At 72.0% G+C, this 20,153-nt stretch carries 1 protein-coding gene; it reads right to left on the bottom strand.

Annotated elements, in window-relative coordinates; all coding sequences use genetic code 11:
* Positions 1 to 50 precede the first annotated feature (50 nt).
* The gene (locus ABZ833_RS07085) at positions 51 to 20,132 is read right to left on the bottom strand and encodes a type I polyketide synthase (RefSeq protein ID WP_361042205.1); all 20,082 of its coding nucleotides are present in this window, start codon (positions 20,130 to 20,132) and stop codon (positions 51 to 53) included.
* Between the last annotated feature and the right edge of the window lie 21 nt (positions 20,133 to 20,153).

The following is a 20,153-nucleotide window of genomic DNA, read 5'->3' as shown; positions in this document are numbered from 1 at the left end:
GTTCTCAACTCCAGGCAGTGTTCGTGCAAGTGCGGTGGCCGGGTGGCGGGTCAGGAGATGCCGAACTCCTTGCCGAGCAGGTCGAACACCTCGTCGTCCGTGGCGGCGTCGAGGTCGTCGGACGCCTGCGCGGCGGCGTCGGCACGGCTGTCGCGCCACACGGCGAGGAGCGCCGACAGACGTGCGCCGACCCGGTCGTCCGCGTCGTCGCCGGGCTTGACCGATGCGAGGCCCGCCTCGATGCGGCTCAGCTCGGCGAGCAGCGGCGCCAGCCCGTCGGGTTCGTCGACGGCGAGCGCGTCCTCGATGTGGCCGACCAGGTCGAGCGGGGTCGGGTAGTCGAAGATCGCGGTGGCGGGCAGGCGGAGGCCGGTGGCCGCGCCGAGCCGGTTGCGCAGCTCGACCGCGGTCAGCGAGTCGAAGCCCAGCTCGGTGAACGCGCGCCGCTCGTCGACCGCTCCGGCGCCGGGGAGCGCCAGTACGGCCGCGACGTGCGTGCACACCACGTCCATCAGCGCGGACGTCCGCTCGGTCGCCGGCAGCGCCGCGAGCCGGTCCCGCAGCGCGGCGGCGGGGTCGACCCCGGTCTCCGCGGCCCTGCGGGCCGTCGTCCGCACCAGAGCGCTGAACACCGGCGGAACCACGGGGAGTTCCCGTACGGCCCGCAGGTCGAGCCGCATCGGCACGACGACCGGGTCGGTCCCGAGTGCCGCCGCGTCGAACAGCTCCATGCCTTCCTCGGCGGACAGGCCCGCGGCTCCGGTCTCCGCCATCCGGGCGCCCATGCCGTCCTCTCCGGCCCACAGGCCCCAGGCGAGCGATGTCGCGGGCAGGCCCTGGACGTGCCGGTGCCGGGCGAGCGCGTCCAGGAACGCGTTGGCAGCGGAGTAGTTGGCCTGGCCGGGGTTGCCCAGCGTGCCCGCCGCGGACGAGAACAGCACGAACGCGGACAGGTCCAGGTCGCGGGTCAGCTCGTGCAGATTCCAGGCTGCGTCGACCTTGGGCCGGAACACCGTGTCGATCCGCTCCGGCGTCTGCGACCCGATCACGCCGTCGTCCAGGACACCCGCCACGTGCACGACGGCCGTCACGGGGTGCTCCGCGAGGAGCGCAGCCACCGAGTCCCGGTCCGCCACATCACAGGCGACGGCCGTGACCTCAGCACCCAGACCCACCAACTCATCGTGCAGGTCGCCGACTTGACCGCGCCTGCTCGCAAGGACCAGACGTCGCACCCCGTGCCGTACGACCAGATGCCGCGCCACGAGCCCGCCCAGCATCCCGCTCGCACCGGTCACAAGAACCGGACCGGCACCGAAGTCCCGCCCGTCCTCGATTTCCGGACGGGCCCGCACCAGCCTCGGCACGAACGTCTCACCGGCGCGTACGGCCAGCTCGGGTTCCGCGCCGACGACGGCAGGCTTCCAGCCGTCCTCGTCGTCGACGTCCACCAGGACGAAGCGGCCCGGGTTCTCCGCCTGTGCCGTCCGCAGCAGGCCCCACACCGCGGCCGATGCCAGGTCCGCCACGTCGTCGCCGGCGTCCACCGCCACCGCGCCACTGGTCACGAGCACCAGGCGCGACTGCGCGCACCGGTCGTCGGCCAGCCAGCCCTGCACCAGTTCCAGAGCGGCGTGCACCTGCCGGTGCACGGTGTCCGCGTCCACGTCACCGGGCCGTGCGCACCGCACCACGACGTTCTCCGGCAGCGACTCGTCCGCGACGAGCGCCGACCGTACCGCCGCCCAGTCGGCGAACTCCGCCACCGAGCCGGCACTTCCGGCCGCCGCCGAAGCGGCCACCCAGTCAAGGCGGAACAGCGACTCGTGCCCGCGCGCCGTCCCCAGCGAACCCGGCGACACCGCGCGAAGGACCAGCGAGTCCACGGTCGCGACCGGGGCGCCGGAGCCGTCGGCGACGGCCAGGGCCACCGCGTCGGGGCCCACCGCGGTCAGCCGCACCCGCAGCGTCGTCGCACCCTCGGCGTGCAGGCGGACTCCCGTCCATGTGAACGGCAGCCGTCCGTGCTCGACCGGGGGCAGTACGCCGAACGCCACCGTGTGCAGCACCGCGTCAAGGAGTGCCGGGTGTACGCCGAACCCGGCGACGGCGGTGTCCTCCGGCAGCGCGACTTCGGCGAACACCTCGTCCCCGCTGCGCCACACCGACCGCAGGCCCTGGAACAACGGACCGTAGGCGAACCCGCCGTCGGCCATGCCGTCGTAGAAACCGTCCAGTTCGACGGCCTCCGCGCCCGCCGGCGGCCACGCGCCGAGGTCGGCGGGAGCACCGCCGTCATCGGCAAGGACTCCGCTGGCGTGCCGGGACCACGGCAGGTCGCCGCTCTCGTCCCGCGCGTGGACCGCGATCGGGCGTCGGCCGGACTCGTCCGGCGCGCCGACCCGTACCTGGACCTGCACACCGCCGTGCTCGGGAAGCACCAGCGGTGTCTCAAGGGTCAGCTCCTCCACCGAGGTACAACCGACCTGGTCACCGGCGCGCACCGCAAGCTCGACGAACGCCGTGCCGGGCAGCAGTACCGACCCCATGATCTCGTGCTCGGCGAGCCACGGGTGTGTCCGCAGCGACAGCCTGCCCGTGAACAGGACGGTGTCCTCGTCCGCGAGCGCGACCGCGGTGCCGAGCAGCGGGTGATCGGCCGAGCCGAGCCCGAGCCCGGTCGCGTCGGTGGTGGGCCGCACGCTCGTGTCGGGCCAGAACCGCTGGTACTGGAAGGCGTAGGTCGGCAGGTCGACTCCGTAGCCGCTGCCTTCGAAGTAGGCGGCCCAGTCGACGTGCACGCCTCGCACGTGCAGTTCGGCGAGCGCCGTCATGACGGCGCCGTCCTCCGTGCGGTCGCCGCGCAGCACCGGCACGAACGCCGCGTCCGGCAGCGACTCCTGGCCAAGGGCCGACAGCACGCCACCGGGTCCCATCTCGACGAGGACGTCCGCGTCGATGCCGGCCACGGCGTCGGCGAACCGCACGGGCTCGCGTACGTGCCGCACCCAGTACTCCGCCGAGGTCAGCTCCTCAGCAGTCGCCGACCGGCCCGTCAGCGTGGACACGATCGGGATCGCGGGCGCCTCGTACGACACGCCCTCCAGAACCCGGCGGAACGCATCCAGCATCGGGTCCATCAGCGGCGAGTGGAACGCGTGGCTGACCTTCAGGCGAGACACCTTCCGGCCCGCCTCGCGCCACACCTCGGCGAGTGTTTCCACGTCGGTGCCGACACCGGAAATGACCACCGACGTCGGCCCGTTGACCGCGGCGACACCGACAGTGTCCGGCAGATCCGCCGCGACTTCGGCCTCGGTCGCCTGGATCGCCACCATCGCACCGCCCTCGGGCAGCGCCTGCATCAGCGCGCCCCGCGCGGACACGACCTTCACGGCATCGGCAAGCGACCAGACACCGGCCACATGGGCGGCAGCCAGCTCACCGATCGAGTGCCCGGCCAAGACGTCCGGCCGGATGCCCCACGACTCAAGGAGCCGGAACAGCGCCACCTCGACCGCGAACAGCGCGGGCTGCGTCACACCCGTCTCGTTCAGCGCGTCAGCGTCCTCGCCGAACAGCACTTCGCGAACCGCCGGGTCGCATGCACCCAGTACGGCGTCCAGCGTCTCGGCGAACACCGGGAACCGGTCCGCCAGTTCGCGCCCCATGCCGAGCCGCTGCGACCCCTGCCCCGAGAACAGGAAGCCGACCCGGTGCTCATCGGAGACACCCAGCACGACTCCGCCGCCCGGCCGTCCCTCGACGGCGTCGGTCAGCCCGGCCGTCAGGTCGGCCACGTCCCTGCCGACGACGGCAAGCCGGTGTTCGAACCCGGCCCGCGAGGTCGCGAGTGCGCGGGCGACGTCAGTGGGGTCGAGGTCGGGCCGCTCGGTCAGGTGGTCGCGCAGCCGCGCCGCCTGGTCGCGCAGCGCGCTCTCGGTGCGGCCGGAAAGCAGCCACGGACCGGCCGGCGCCTCGGGGGCGTTCGGCGCGGCGACGTCCGCCGTGGACTCGGTCTCCGGCGACTCGATGATGACGTGCGCGTTGGTGCCGCTGAAGCCGAAGGACGAGACTCCCGCCCGTCGGGGCCGGTCCGCCTGAGGCCACGGCTGCGCCTCGGTCAGCAGCTCCACGGCGCCCGCCGACCAGTCGATGTGCGGCGAGGGCTCGCCGACGTGCAGCGTCTTCGGCAGCACGCCGTGCCGCAGCGACATCACCGTCTTGATGACGCCACCCACACCCGCGGCGGCCTGGGTGTGGCCGATGTTGGACTTCAGCGAGCCCAGCCACAGCGGCTCACCCGCACGGTCCCGTCCGTAGGTGGCGAGCAGTGCCTGGGCCTCGATCGGGTCGCCCAGGGTCGTGCCGGTGCCATGCGCCTCGACCGCGTCCACATCGGACGGGGTCAGGCCCGCGCTTGCCAGAGCCTGGCGGATGACCCGCTGTTGCGAGGGACCGTTCGGCGCGGTCAGGCCGTTCGACGCGCCGTCCTGGTTCACCGCGGAGCCGCGGACCACCGCGAGTACGGGGTGTCCGTTCCTCCGGGCGTCCGAGAGACGTTCCAGTACGAGCATGCCGACGCCCTCACCCCAGCCGGTGCCGTCGGCGTCGGCGGAGAAGGACTTGCACCGGCCGTCGGCGGACAGGCCCTGCTGGCGGCTGAAGTCGACGAACGCGCCGGGCGTCGCCATGACGGTGGCGCCGCCCGCGAGGGCGAGCGAGCACTCCCCCGACCGCAGTGCCTGCGCCGCCAGGTGCAGCGCGACCAGCGACGACGAGCACGCCGTGTCCACGGTCATCGCGGGCCCTTCGAGGCCGAACGTGTAGGACACGCGGCCGGACGCGACGCTGCCCGCGTTGCCCGTACCGAGGAAGCCCTCGCTGCTCTTCGAAACGCCGTGCAGCTGGGAGGCGTAGTCGTGGTACATGACGCCCGCGAACACGCCGGTAGCGCTGCCGCGCAGCGACTTGGGGTCGATGCCGGCCCGCTCGAAGGCCTCCCACGAGGTCTCAAGGAGCAGTCGCTGCTGCGGGTCCATGGCAAGCGCCTCGCGGGGCGAGATCCCGAAGAACGTCGGGTCGAACAGGTCGGCGTCGTGCAGGAAGCCGCCCTCGCGGGTGTAGGAGCTGCCGTCCCGTTCGCCCGACGGGTCGTAGAGCGCCTCCACGTCCCAGCCGCGCTCGGTCGGGAACGGCGTGATGCCGTCGGCGCCGTCGAGGACGAGTCGCCACAGGTCCTCCGGCGTACGGACGCCACCGGGGTAGCGGCAGCTCATGCCGACGATGGCGATCGGCTCGTCGGTGGGGGCCACGACCGTGGCGGGGGGTGCCGCGACGACGGGCGCGCCCGCGAACTCCGTGCCGATGAACTCGGCGAGTGCCGCGGGGGTCGGGTAGTCGAAGACCAGCGTGGCGGGCAGGCGGAGGCCCGTGGCCAGGTTGAGCCGGTTGCGCAGGTCGACGGCTGTCAGCGAGTCGAAGCCCAGCTCGGTGAAGGCCTGGCCGAGCGAGACGGCCTCAGGACCGGCGTGGCCGAGCACCGCGGAGGCCTGGGTGCGGACGAGGTCGAGGAGCACCCGCTCGCGTTCGTCATCGGCCAGCGACGCGAGGCGATCGCGGAGCGCGGCCGCGGGATCGACCCCGGTCTCCGCCGCCCTGCGGGCCGTCGTCCGCACCAGAGTGCTGAACACCGGTGGCACCATGGGGAGTTCCCGTACGGCCCGCAGGTCGAGCCGCATCGGTACGACGACCGGGTCGGCCCCGGAGACCGCGGCGTCGAACAGTGCGACGCCCTCCTCCGCGGACAGGCCGGTCGCGGCGGACTGTGCCACCTTGGCGCCCATGCCGTCGGCCCACAGGCCCCAGGCCAGCGATGTCGCGGGCAGGCCCTGGGCGCGCCTGCGCCGGGCCAGGCCGTCGAGGAACGCGTTGGCGGCCGAGTAGTTGCCCTGGCCGGTCGCGCCCAGGGTGCCCGCCACCGAGGAGAACAGTACGAAGGCGGACAGGTCCAGGTCGCGGGTCAGCTCGTGCAGATTCCAGGCGGCGTCGACCTTGGGCCGGAACACCGTGTCGACCTGATCCGGGGTCAGCGAGCCGATCGTGGCGTCGTCCAGCACACCGGCGGTGTGCACGACAGCGGTCACGGGGTGCTCGGCGAGGAGCGCGGCCAGCGCGTCCCGGTCCGCGACGTCACACACCGCGAACGTCACGTCGGCGCCCTGCGCGACCAGTTCGGCCCGCAGTTCCTCGGCGCCTTCCGCCGCCTGTCCGCGCCTGCTGGCGAGGACGAGGCGCTCGACCCCGTGCCCGCCGACGAGGTGCCGGGCGACGAGACTGCCCAGGGCGCCCGACGCGCCGGTCACCAGGACCGAGCTGTCCGGACCGAAGGCCGGGTCGGTGCCAATCTCCGGCCGTACTCGCACGAGGCGGGCCACGTACACCCGTCCGTCGCGCACGACGACCTGGGACTCCCCGGTCGTCAGAGCCTGCCGCCAGCCGTCATCGTCGTCGACGTCCACCAGGACGAAGCGGCCCGGGTCCTCCAGCTGTGCGGACCGCACCAGACCCCACACCGCGGCCGATGCCAGGTCCGCCACGTCGTCCTCGGCACCCACCGCGACAGCGCCACGCGTCACAAGGACGAGCCGCGACGCCACGCACCGGTCATCGGTCAGCCAGCCCTGTACGAGTTCCAGGGCGTTCAGCGTCTCCCTGCGCACGGCGTCCACGTCCTGGGACTCGGCGCACCGCACCACGACGTGGTCCGGCAGCGACTCGCCCGCGTCGAGCGCCGACCGCACCGCGGCCCAGTCCGCGAACTCCGCCACCGGACCCGCACTCCCGGCCGGTACGGCGGCAGGCACCCAGTCCAGGCGGAACAGCGACTCCCAGCCCTGCCGTGACAGCGTCGCCGTCACCGGCCGAAGGACCAGCGAGTCGATCGTGGCCACCGGAGCACCGGAGCCGTCCGCGACCGCCAACGACACCCCGTCCGATCCCGCGGGCGCCAACCGCACCCGCAGCACCGTCGCGCCCGAGGCGTGCAGCCGCACACCCGACCACGAGAACGGCAGCTTGCCGGGTCCTTCGGGCCCGCCCATCAACCCGATGCCGTGCAGTGCCGCATCGAGCAACGCCGGGTGCAGACCGAAACCGTCCGCTCCCGCGCTGTCCGGCAGCGCGACCTCGGCGAACACCTCGTCGCCCTTGCGCCACGCGGCCCGCAGCCCCTGGAAGAGCGGCCCGTAGCCGAAACCGCCGTCGGCCATACGGTCGTAGAGCCCATCCAGGTCAACGACCTGCGCCCCGGCCGGCGGCCAGGCACCGACCTCGGCCGGCGGCACGTCGGCGCCGGCCACGAGCACACCGCTCGCGTGCCGCACCCACAGGTCACCGTCGTCGTCCCGCGCGTGCACCGTCACCGCACGCCGTCCGGACTCGTCCAACTCACCGACCTGCAACTGCACCCGTACGCCGCCGCGCTCGGGCACCACCAGCGGCGCCTCCAGCGTCAACTCCTCGACCAGGTCGCAGCCGACCTGGTCACCGGCGCGCACCGCCAGCTCGAGGAACGCCGTGCCGGGCAGCAGGATCGAGCCCTGGATGACGTGATCGGCCAGCCACGGGTGGGTCGCCACCGACAACCGGCCGGTGAAGAGCTGCCCGTCCGAGTCGGCCGTGTCGACGAACGCGCCGAGCAGCGGGTGACCGGCCGAGCCGACCCCCGCGGCGTCCAGGTCGCCCGCCGACACACCGGCGTCCAGCCAGTAACGCTGGTGCTGGAACGCGTACGTGGGCAGGCCGACCCGGCGTGCGCCACGACCGGCGAAGAAGGCTTCCCAGTCCACCCGCGTGCCCCACGTGCAGAGCTGGGCCACGGCGGAGACCAGCGCGGCATCCTCCGGGCGGTCGTTCCGCAGCACCGGCACGAACCCGGCGTCCGGCGCGGACTCCTGGCCAAGCGCCGACAGCGTGCCACCCGGGCCGACCTCGACGAACGTCGCCACACCCTCGGCCACGAGCGTGCCGACGGCATCGGCGAACCGTACGGACTCGCGCACGTGCCGCACCCAGTACTCCGCCGACGCCAGCTCTTCGACGGTCGCGCGGACACCGGTCAACGTGGACACGATCGGGATGGCCGGAGCCTCGTACGACACCTCTTCAAGCACCCGGCGGAAATCATCCAGCATCGGGTCCATCAGCGGCGAGTGGAACGCGTGGCTGACCTTCAGGCGAGACACCTTCCGGCCCGCCTCGCGCCAGCGCTCCGCGACTGCTTCAACGTCAGCGGTGACACCGGAAACGACCACTGAATTCGGGCCGTTGACCGCGGCAATGCCCACCGTCTCCGACAGGTCCGACGCGACCTCGGCCTCAGTGGCCTGGATCGCGACCATCGCACCGCCCTCGGGCAGCGCCTGCATCAGTGAGCTCCGCGCCGACACCACCTTTACGGCGTCGGACAGCGACCAGACACCGGCCACGTGGGCCGCGGCCAGCTCGCCGATCGAGTGCCCGGCCAGCATGTCGGGGCGCACACCCCACGACTCAAGGAGCCGGAAGAGCGCCACCTCGACCGCGAACAGCGCGGGCTGCGTCACACCCGTCTCGTTCAGCGCATCGGCGTCCTCACCGAAGAGGACCGCACGCACCTGCGGGTCGAACTCGCCCAGTACGGCGTCCAGGGCATCGGCGAACACCGGGAATCGGGCCGCCAGTTCACGACCCATCCCGAGCCGCTGCGAACCCTGACCCGAGAACAAGAAGCCCACACCGCCCACGGCGACGGAGCCGGTGACCAGGCCCGGGAACGGCCGGCCCTCGGCCAGAGCGTTGAGCCCGTCAAGGAGCACCGCTCGGTCGTCGCCCACGACAACAGCCCTGTGGTCGAAGGCCGATCGCGTCGTCGCCAACGAGTAGGCCACGTCCGGCGCACCGGCCTCCGTCCCACCCGCGACGTGCTCCCGCAGCCGGATTGCCTGGTCACGCAGCGCCTCCGCGCTCCGTGCGGACAGCACCCACGGCAGCACGCCGTCGACGGGGGCCGGAGTGTGGTCCTCGTCCGGCACGTGCTCGATGATGGTGTGCGCGTTCGTGCCGCTCACGCCGAACGACGACACACCGGCGCGACGCCGGCGGCCGGTCTCCGGCCAGGGCTGTGCCGCGGTCAGCAGCTCGACGGCGCCCGCGGACCAGTCCACGTTCGACGAGGGCTCACCGACGTGCAAGGACTGCGGCAGCACACCGTTCCGCATCGCCATGACCATCTTGATCACACCCGCGACGCCCGCGGCGGCCTGGGTGTGGCCGATGTTCGACTTGATCGAGCCGAGCCACAGGGGCTCACCGGTGCGGTCCTGGCCGTAGGTGGCAAGGAGGGCCTGGGCCTCGATCGGGTCACCGAGCGTGGTGCCGGTGCCGTGCGCCTCCACCGCGTCCACGTCGGACGGGGTCAGGCCCGCGCTGGCGAGCGCCTGGCGCATGACGCGCTGCTGCGAGGGACCGTTCGGCGCGGTGAGACCGTTGGACGCACCGTCCTGGTTGACCGCCGAACCACGGATGACGGCAAGGACGGGGTGTCCGTTGCGCCGGGCGTCCGAGAGCCGCTCCACGAGGAGCATGCCGACGCCTTCGCCCCAGCCGGTGCCGTCGGCGTCGTCGGAGAACGACTTGCACCGGCCGTCGGCGGACAGGCCGCGCTGGCGGCTGAAGTCGACGAAGGTCGCCGGGCTCGCCATCACGGCGACACCACCGGCGAGCGCCATCGAGCACTCCCCCTGGCGCAGCGCCTGGATCGCCCAGTGCAGGGCCACCAGGGACGAGGAGCACGCGGTGTCGACGGTGACGGCGGGGCCCTCCAGGCCCAGTGCGTAGGCGACGCGGCCGGAGGCGACGCTGCCCGCTCCGCCCGTGCCGAGGTAGCCCTCGACGTCCTCCGAGACGGAACGCAGCCGCGCCACGTAGTCGTGGTACATCACGCCCGCGAACACCCCGGTCGCGCTGCCTCGCGCGGACTCCGGTGCGATCCCGGCCTGCTCGAACGCCTCCCAGGAGGTCTCCAGGAGCAGTCGCTGCTGCGGGTCCATGGCGAGGGCCTCACGGGGCGAGATCCCGAAGAACGCCGGGTCGAACAGGTCGGCGTCGTGCAGGAAGCCGCCCTCGCGGGTGTACGAGGTCCCCATGTGCTCGGGGTCCGGGTTGTACAGGGCGTCCAGGTCCCAGCCACGGTTGACGGGGAACTCACTGATGGCGTCGGCGCCTTCAAGGACGAGTCGCCACAGGTCCTCGGGCGAGTTGACCCCGCCGGGGTAGCGGCAGCTCATGCCGACGATCGCGATCGGTTCGTCGCTCACGGCGACGGTCGTGCGGGTGGGCGCCACGACGACGGGCGCGCCCGCGAACTCCGTGCCGATGAAAGCGGCGAGTGCCGCGGGGCTCGGGTAGTCGAAGACCAGCGTGGCGGGCAGGCGCAGCTCGGTGGCCGCGTTGAGGTGGTTGCGCAGCTCGACGGAGCTGAGCGAGTCGAAGCCCAGCTCTCGGAACGCGCGGTCGGGTGCGACGGCGTGCGCCGAACTGTGGCCGAGCACCGCTGCGGCGTGGGTACGGACGAGGTCAAGCAGCGCCTTCTCCCGCTCGGCCTCGGTCATCCCGGCGAGAGACTGCGCCAGCGCGGTCCGGGCGGCTGCGGGGTCGACGGTCCTGCGCGCGGTGCCCCGCACCAGGCCGCGCAGGAGGTGCGGCACGGGGTGGGTACGCGCCTGTCGCTGCAGCACGGCCAGGTCGAGGGGAACGGGCGCAAGCAGCGCGCGGCCCGTGGATCCCGCCGCGTCGAACAGCGCAAGGCCCTCGGTCGCGCCGATCGGTATCGCGCCGCCGCTGGTGATCCTTCGTACGTCGGCCTCGTCGAGGCTGCCTGCCATACCGCCGCCCGAGGCCCACAGGCCCCACGCGAGCGAGGTCGCGGCAAGCCCGGCCGCGTGACGGTGCTGGGCGAGCGCGTCCAGGAACGCGTTGGCCGCCGCGTAGTTGCCCTGCCCCGCGCCACCGAAGACACCGGCGGCGGAGGAGAACAGCACGAAGGCGGACAGGTCGAGGTCGCGGGTCAGCTCGTGCAGGTGCCAGGCCGCGTCGACCTTGGGCCGGAAGACGGCGTCGATCCGCTCGTCGGTCAGTGAGCCGATCGTGCCGTCATCCAGCACACCTGCGGTGTGCACCACAGCGGATATCTCGTGCCCGGCGAGCAGCTCCTTGAGAGCCTCGCGGTCGGCCACGTCGCATGCCGCGTACGTCACTTCGGCGCCCTGCGCGGTGAGTTCGTCGCGCAGTGCCTCGGCGCCCTCGGCGGCAGCGCCACGCCTGCTCACCAGGAGCAGGTTGCGCACGCCTCGCTCGGCGACCAAGTGCCGGGCGACAAGACCGCCCAGCGTGCCCGTGGCACCGGTGAGCAACACGGCACCGGAACCGAAGCCGGGGTCGTCGACCACGGACTGCCGGGCCCTGGCCAGACGCGGGGCACTGGCAGCACCCGAGCGCAATGCCAACTGCGGCTCGCCGGTGGCCAGCGCGGACGGCAGTACATCCAGTGAGGCCGACTCGTCGTCGAGGTCGACCAGCACGATCCGGTCCGGGTTCTCCGACTGGGCGGAGCGCACCAGACCCCACACCGCCGCCTGAGCGACATCTCGTACGTCGTCACCGGCCGCGGCGGCGATCGCGCCACGGGTCACGATGACCAGACGCGACGCGTCGAACCGCCCGTCCGCCAACCAGGATTGGACTGTGTCCAGTGCCCAGTGCGCCGCCTCGTGCGCACCGGCCACCGGGTCGGACCCAGAGGTGACCGGGCAGGGCAGAACAACGAAGTCAGGCAGGTCCGCCGACTGTGTCAGCGCCTCCAGGTCGGTCCACTCGACCGTCGGAACACCGCCTCCGGCCAGGGGCACCGACACCCAGTCGACGCCGAACAGCGCGTCATCGCGGTCGTCAGCGGTGACCTGGGCCGGTGCGGCCGGGCGCAGGACCAGTGAATCGATCGTGGCCACCGGTGCGCCGGAGCCGTCCGTGACCGTCAGCGCCACTCCGTCCGCGCCGGTGGGCGACAGCCGCACGCGCAGAGCCGTCGCGCCCGAGGCATGCAGCCGCACACCCGACCACGAGAACGGCAGCTTGCCGGGAGCGTCGGCCTCGCCCATCAGCCCGATGGCTTGCAGCGTCGCGTCCAACAGCGCCGGGTGCAGACCGAATCCCTCAGCCTTCACGCCGTCCGGGAGCGCGACCTCGGCGAACATCTCGTGCCCGCTGCGCCATGCCGACCGCAGCCCCTGGAACACCGGCCCGTAGCCGAAGCCACCCGCGACCATGCGGTCGTAGTAGCCGTCCAGGTCCACGGCCTCCGCGCCTGCGGGCGGCCACTCGGCCAGCGAAGCCCCACCGGAGCGACCTCCTGCTCCCAGCACACCGGTGGCGTGCCGGGTCCACGCACGGCCGTCGTCGGTGTCGCCCAGGCTGGAGTGGAAGCTCAGCTCGCGCCGGCCCGACTCGTCCGCCGCACCGACCCACACCTGAACCCGCACCGAACCCTGCTCGGGCAGAACGAGCGGCGCCTCCAGGGTCAACTCCTCGACCAGGTCGCACCCGACCTGGTCACCGGCACGTACCGCCAGCTCGACGAACGCCGTACCGGGAAGCAGCACCGAACCCATGATCTCGTGATCGGCCAGCCACGGGTGGGTCTGGACCGACAACCGGCCTGTCAGGAGCACACCATCCGTGCCGCCAAGGGTGACGGTCGCGCCGAGGAGCGGGTGCTCGGCGGCACCGAGCCCGGCCGCCGCGACGTTGCCGATCACCGGCTGGACGTCAGGCCAGTAGCGCTCACGCTGGAACGCGTACGTCGGCAGGTCGGCCCACCGCGCACCGCGACCGGTGAAGAACACATCCCAGTCCACTCGGACGCCGCGTACGTGCAGCTGTCCCGCGGCCGTCGTGGCGGCAACCGCCTCCGGGCGGTCGTTCCGCAGCACCGGGACGAACCCGGCATCGGGCGCGGACTCCTGGCCCAGCGCGGACAGCGTCCCGCCGGGGCCTACCTCGACGAACGTCGCCACGCCCTCGTCCACGAGCGTGCTCACGGCGTCGGCGAACCGCACCGACTCGCGCACGTGCCGCACCCAGTACTCCGGCGAGGCCAACTCCTCGGCGAATACGCGGGCGCCGGTCAGCGTCGACACGATCGGGATCGCGGGCGCCTCGTACGACACTGCTTCCAGCACTCGACGGAAGTCGTCAAGCATCGGGTCCATCAGCGGCGAGTGGAACGCGTGACTGACCTTCAGGCGAGACACCTTCCGGCCCGCCTCGCGCCACCGCTCGGCGACAACCTCCACGTCGGCGGCGACACCGGAAATGACCACCGAGTTGGGGCCGTTGACCGCGGCAATGCCCACGGTCTCCGGCAGGTCGGATGCGACCTCGGCCTCGGACGCCTGGATCGCCACCATCGCGCCACCGGACGGCAGCGCCTGCATCAGCCCGGCACGGGCCGACACCACCTTGACCGCGTCGGACAGCGACCAGACACCGGCCACATGGGCCGCGGCCAGCTCGCCGATCGAATGCCCGGCCAGCGTGTCGGGGCGCACACCCCACGACTGCAGGAGCCGGAAGAGAGCGACCTCGACCGCGAACAGCGCGGGCTGCGTCACCCCCGTCTCGTTCAGCGCATCGGCGTCCTCACCGAAGAGGACCGCACGCACCTGCGGGTCGAACTCGCCCAGTACGGCATCCAGGGCATCGGCGAACACCGGGAAACGGGCCGCCAGTTCACGACCCATCCCGAGCCGCTGCGAACCCTGACCCGAGAACAGGAATCCCAGTCGGCCGGGCTCGTCGGCAACTCCCTTGACCACGGCTCCGGTTGCCCGGCCCTCGGCCACGGCCGCCAATGCGGCCAGCAGTTCCGCCCGGTCGGCACCGACCACCACGGCACGGTGCTCAAGCACCGCCCGCGAGGACACCAGCGCGCGACCCACGTCCGCCACACTCAGCTCGGGAGTCGTGTCCGCGAAGGACTTGAGCCGTGCGGCCTGTTCCCGCAGCGCCTCGGGGCTCTTGGCCGACAGCAGCCACGGCACCAGGCCCGCGTCGCCCACCGGCTCCGGTGCCTCCGCCTGCTCCTCCTGCTCGACCACCGGAGCCTGCTCGATGATGGTGTGCGCGTTCGTGCCGCTGAAGCCGAACGACGACACACCTGCGCGCCACGGCCGGTCCACAGCAGGCCACTCACGCTCGTCGGTGAGCAACTCCACCGCTCCCGCTGACCAGTCCACGTGGGGGGACGGCTCGTCCACGTGCAGCGTCTTGGGCAGCACACCGTGCCGCATCGACATGACCATCTTGATCACGCCCGCCACACCGGCAGCCGCCTGCGTGTGGCCAAGGTTCGACTTGATCGAGCCCAGCCACAACGGCCGGTCGGCGGGCCGGTCCTGGCCATATGTGGCAAGGACAGCCTGGGCCTCGATGGGGTCGCCCAGTTTCGTACCGGTGCCGTGCGCCTCGACCACATCCACGTCGGCCGACTCCAGGCCCGCACTGGCGAGCGCCTGGCGGATCACGCGCTGCTGCGAGGGGCCGTTCGGAGCGGTCAGGCCGTTGGACGCACCGTCCTGGTTGACGGCCGAACCCCGCACAACCGCGAGCACCTGGTGGCCGTTGCGCTGCGCGTCCGAGAGCCGCTCGACGAACAGCATGCCGACTCCCTCGCCCCAGCCGGTGCCGTCGGCACCGGCGGCGAACGCCTTGCACCGCCCATCCTCAGCGAGACCACGCTGGCGGCTGAACTCGACGAACGAGGTCGGCGTCGACATCACCGTCACACCGCCGGCAAGGGCCAGTTCGCACTCGCCCCTTTGCAGCGCCTGCACGGCCAGGTGCAGGGCCACCAACGACGACGAGCACGCCGTGTCCACCGTGACGGCCGGGCCCTCAAGGCCGAAGGTGTAGGACAGGCGGCCGGAGGCCACGCTGGCCGCGTTGCCGGTCGCCACGTAACCGCCCATGTCGTCGGCAGCCGCGCCCAGCACCCACCCGTAGTCCTGCATGTTCGACCCTACGAACACGCCGACGCGCTCACCGCGCAGCGAATCCGGGTCGATGCCTGCCCGCTCGAAGGCCTCCCACGAGGTCTCGAGGAGCAGCCGCTGCTGCGGGTCCATGGCGAGGGCCTCGCGGGGCGAGATCCCGAAGAACGCCGGGTCGAACGCGCCCACGTCGGACAGGAAGGCTCCGGAACGCGAATACGAGGTTCCCACCCCGTCCGGGTCGGGGTCGTACAGCGCCTCCAAGTCCCAACCACGATCGGTCGGGAACTCCGACACCGCGTCCTCACCCGCGAGGACCACGTCCCACAGTTCCTCCGGGCTCGACACACCGCCCGGGAACCGGCACGACATCGCCACGATCGCGATCGGCTCATCGGACGCGCTCGACACGGTCACGGAAGCGGAGGCGGTGGGGACCACGCCGGACAGTTCGGTCCGCAGATACGCGGCAAGTACCGCCGCGTTCGGGTAGTCGTAGACCAGCGTCGCCGGAAGCGCGACACCCGTGGCCTCACTCAGCCGGGCACGCAGCTCCACCGCCGTCAGCGAGTCAAAACCCAACTCCCTGAACGCACGAGACGCCGAAAACGCATCCCCCGACACATGGCCGAGCACCGCGGCAGCCTCGTACCGCACCAACTCCGTGAGCTGGCGCTCCTGCTCCGCCTCGTCCAAGCCGGACAGGCGCTGCGCCAGCGCCGACATCTCGTCAGCCGCCGACGATGCCTCGAACGCCGCACGCACCGCAGGCAGTTCACCCAGCAACGGACTCGGCCGCTGCGCCATAAACGTGCCCGCGAACCGCTCCCAGTCCACATCAGCGACGATCACATTGCCGTCACCGCGCTCCAACGCCGTGGCCAGACCCGCAATCGCCACCGCCGGATCCATCGTCGGCAAACCCCTGCGCCGCAAATGCCCCGCCGCATCGCCACCGGCGCCGGCGACCATGCCGCCACCACCCCACGGACCCCACGCAACCGCCGTAGCAGCCAGACCCGCCGCCCTACGATGGCCAGCAAGAGAGTCCAAATAGGCGTTGGCGGCCGCATACGCTCCCTGACCACCACTGCCCCACACACCAGCAATGGACGAGAACAGCACGAACGCGTCCAACTGCCGCTCACCCAGCAGCTCGTGGAGGTTCCGCGCACCATCCACCTTCGCCGACAACACATCAGCGAACCCACCCAGATCAGCCGGATCAAGATCGGCAAGAACAGCCGAACGCTCAATGCCCGCCGCATGCACGACCGCGGTGAGGGACGGGATGCTCTCCAGCAGTTCGGCGACGGACTCCCTGTCCGTCATGTCGCAGGCGGCGAACGTGACGCGTGCGCCCAGCTCGACGAGCTCGGCCTCCAACTCCGCGGCACCATCAGCGGCCGGTCCGCGACGGCTCACCAGCACGACGTGCTCGGCCCCGTGCCCCGCCAACCAGCGGGACACGTGACCACCCAGGGCACCGAGGCCACCGGTCACGAGGACCGTCCCACTCGGCGTCCAGCCGGCGCCGAGGGCATTCGTGCTCATCGGCGCGGGTACCAGCCTGCGCCCGAGGATTCCGCCGCCACGCAGGGCGATCTGGTCCTCGCCGTTCGGGTCGGCGAGGGCGGATGCGAGAAGGTCGCCGGTCGTCTCGTCCTGCGCTTCGGGCAGGTCGACCAGGCCGCCCCAGCGGCCTGGCTGCTCCAGCGCGGCAACTCGGCCAAGGCCCCACAGCATCGACTGCTCGAACCCGGCAACCACATCGTCCGCACCCGCCGACACCGCGCCCGACGTAAGGCACCACAGCGGCACGTCCGCCTCACCGAGTGCCTGCAACAGACCGATCGTGGCCGCGACACCCGCGGGCACAGTCGAATCACCCGCATCGGCGAGCCCGAGCAGCGAGACCACACCACTCAGAGCCGACAGACCGGCCAACTGCTCCGTCCAGTCGGCTGCTTCCGGGTCCACGTGCAGGACCTGGACGTCGTCCGCGCCGTTACGGGTCAGCGACTCACGCACCCAATCGGCACGGTCCTCACCCACCGGCGCGACGACCAGCCAGACACCATCCAGGCGCCCAGACCCGGCAGCCACCGACCGCCACTCGACCCCATACCGCCAGCCGTCCACGGTGGAGCGACCCTGCTGCTCCTTGCGCCACGCGGAAAGCCTCGGCAGCACCGCACTCAGCGGAGCGTCCGACGACACATCCAACGTACGGGCGAGGTCGGCGATGTCGCCGTCCTCCACGACCCCCCAGAACCGCGCCTCCACCGGCGACAGGAGCTCAACCTCCATGTCGGCGGCGGAGGGAGCGTCCAGCCAATAGCGCTCGCGCTGGAAGGCGTACGTCGGCAGGTCCACCCGCCGCGCACTGCGATCGGCGAAGAACACCTCCCAGTCCACTCGGACGCCCCGCACATGCAGGTGCCCCGCGGCGGTCGTGGCGGCCACCGCCTCCGGGCGATCACCACGCAGCACCGGCACGAAGCCCGCATCAGGCGCGGACTGCTGGCCCAGTGCCGACAGCGTCCCGCCCGGACCGACCTCGACGAACGTGGTCACCTCGTCGTCCACGAGCGTGCCGACGGCAGCGGCGAACCGCACCGACTCACGCACATGCCGCACCCAGTACTCCGACGACGCCAACTCCTCGGCGCTCGCGCGGACACCGGTCAACGTCGACACGATCGGAATCGCGGGCGCCTCGTACGACACTGCTTCCAGCACCCGGCGGAAGTCATCGAGCATCGGGTCCATCAGCGGCGAGTGGAACGCGTGGCTGACCTTCAGGCGAGACACCTTCCGGCCCGCCTCGCGCCACCGCTCCGCAACCGCCTCCACGTCACCCGAGACGCCCGAAATCACCACTGACGACGGGCCGTTGACCGCAGCAATCCCGACGGTCTCCGGCAAGTCCGATGCGACCTCGGCCTCGGACGCCTGGATTGCCACCATCGCGCCACCGGACGGCAGCGCCTGCATCAGCGCACCACGCGCCGACACCACCTTGACCGCGTCCTCCAGCGACCACACACCAGCCACGTGGGCCGCGGTCAGCTCGCCGATCGAATGCCCCGCCAGGGCATCGGGCTGCACGCCCCACGACTCAAGCAGCCGGAACAACGCCACCTCGACCGCGAACAACGCAGGCTGCGTCACCCCGGTCTCGTTCAGCGCATCGGCATCCTCACCGAACATCGCCTCACGGACCTCAGGACCGAACTCCGCAAGCACAGCGTCCAGGGAATTGGCGAACACCGGGAAACGGGCCGCCAGTTCACGGCCCATGCCGAGCCGCTGCGAACCCTGCCCCGAGAACAGGAAGGCCAGTCGACCAGGGGCGTCGGCAAGTCCCGTGACCACGGCGCCGTTCGTCCGGCCCTCCGCCACGGCTGCCAAAGCCGCCTGGAACTCGGACCGCTCACCGGCGACCACCACCGCACGGTGCTCAAGCATCGCCCGCGAGGACACCAGCGCACGGCCCACGTCCGCCACGGCCAGATCCGACGCCTCGTCCGCGAAGGACTTGAGCCGTGCCGCCTGCTCCCGCAGCGCCTCGGCGCTCCGCGCCGAAAGCACCCACGGAACCAGGCCCGCGTTGCCCACCGGCTCCGGTGCCTCCGCCTGCTCCGCCTGCGCAACCGCAGGAGCCTGCTCGACGATGACATGCGCGTTCGTGCCGCTCACACCGAACGAAGACACACCCGCCCGCCACGGCTGCCCCGTCTCCGGCCACGGACGCGCCTCCGTCAGCAACTCAACAGCGCCCGCAGACCAATCCACGTGCGACGACGGCTCGTCCACGTGCAGCGTCTTCGGCAGTACCCCCTGCCGCATCGCCATCACCATCTTGATCACACCGGCCACGCCCGCGGCCGCCTGTGTGTGACCGATGTTCGACTTCACCGAGCCCAGCCACAGCGGCCGGTCGGCGGGCCGGTCCTGGCCGTAGGCCGTCAGGAGCGCCTGCGCCTCGATCGGGTCGCCCAGCTTCGTACCCGTACCGTGCGCCTCCACCGCGTCCACCTGTGCCGCGGTGAGCTGTGCGCTCGCCAGCGCCTGGCGGATGACCCGCTGTTGGGAAGGGCCGTTCGGGGCGGTCAGGCCGTTCGACGCGCCGTCCTGGTTCACCGCCGAGCCGCGGATCACTCCAAGGACCTCGTGGCCGTTGCGCTCCGCGTCCGAGAGACGCTCGAGGACCAGCAGGCCGACGCCCTCGCCCCAGCCGGTGCCATCGGCGGCGTCGGCGAACGCCTTGACCCGGCCGTCGGTGGCGAGGCCGCGCTGGCGGCTGAAGTCGATGAACACCCCGGGCGTCGACATCACGGTGACGCCGCCCGCGAGGGCGATCGGGCACTCGCCGTGCCGCAGCGCGTGCACCGCGAGGTGCATGGCGACCAGGGACGACGAGCAGGCGGTGTCGATGGTCAGCGCGGGGCCCTCGAAACCGAAGGTGTAGGACAGCCGGCCGGAGATGACGCTCGCCGCGTTGCCGGTGCCGAGGTAGCCCTCGTAGCCCTCCGGTGCGCCGGTCAGCAGGCGTGCCAGGTAGTCCTGGCCGTTGGTGCCGACGAACACGCCCGACCTGCTGCCCCGCAGCGTGTGCGGGTCGATGCCCGCCCGCTCGAAGGCCTCCCAGGACGTCTCCAGGAGTAAGCGCTGCTGCGGGTCCATCGCCGCGGCCTCACGCGGTGAGATCCCGAAGAAGGCCGGGTCGAAGTCCGGCACGTCGTGGATGAAGGCGCCCTCACGGGTGTAGCAGGTCCCCTGCCGGTCGGGGTCGTCGTCGAAGAGTGCCTCCAGGTCCCATCCACGGTTGGTGGGGAACTCGGAGACGGCGTCCTTGCCGCCCTCCAGGAGTCGCCACAGGTCCTCCGGCGAGCGCACACCACCAGGGAACCGGCAGCTCATGCCGACGATCGCGATCGGCTCGGCCTCGCGCTCCTCGGCCTCCCGCAGCTTGCCGCGTGCCTCCTGGAGGTCCACGGAGGCTCGGCGGAGGTAGTCGAGGTACTTCTCCTCGTTGGACATGTGTTGCGACCCTTCAGGTGA

Origin of the sequence: Streptomyces sp. NPDC047525 (assembly GCF_040643025.1) — a bacterium.
GTDB classification, from domain to species: domain Bacteria; phylum Actinomycetota; class Actinomycetes; order Streptomycetales; family Streptomycetaceae; genus Streptomyces; species Streptomyces durmitorensis.
This window is presented reverse-complemented; position numbering and strand designations above follow the sequence as displayed.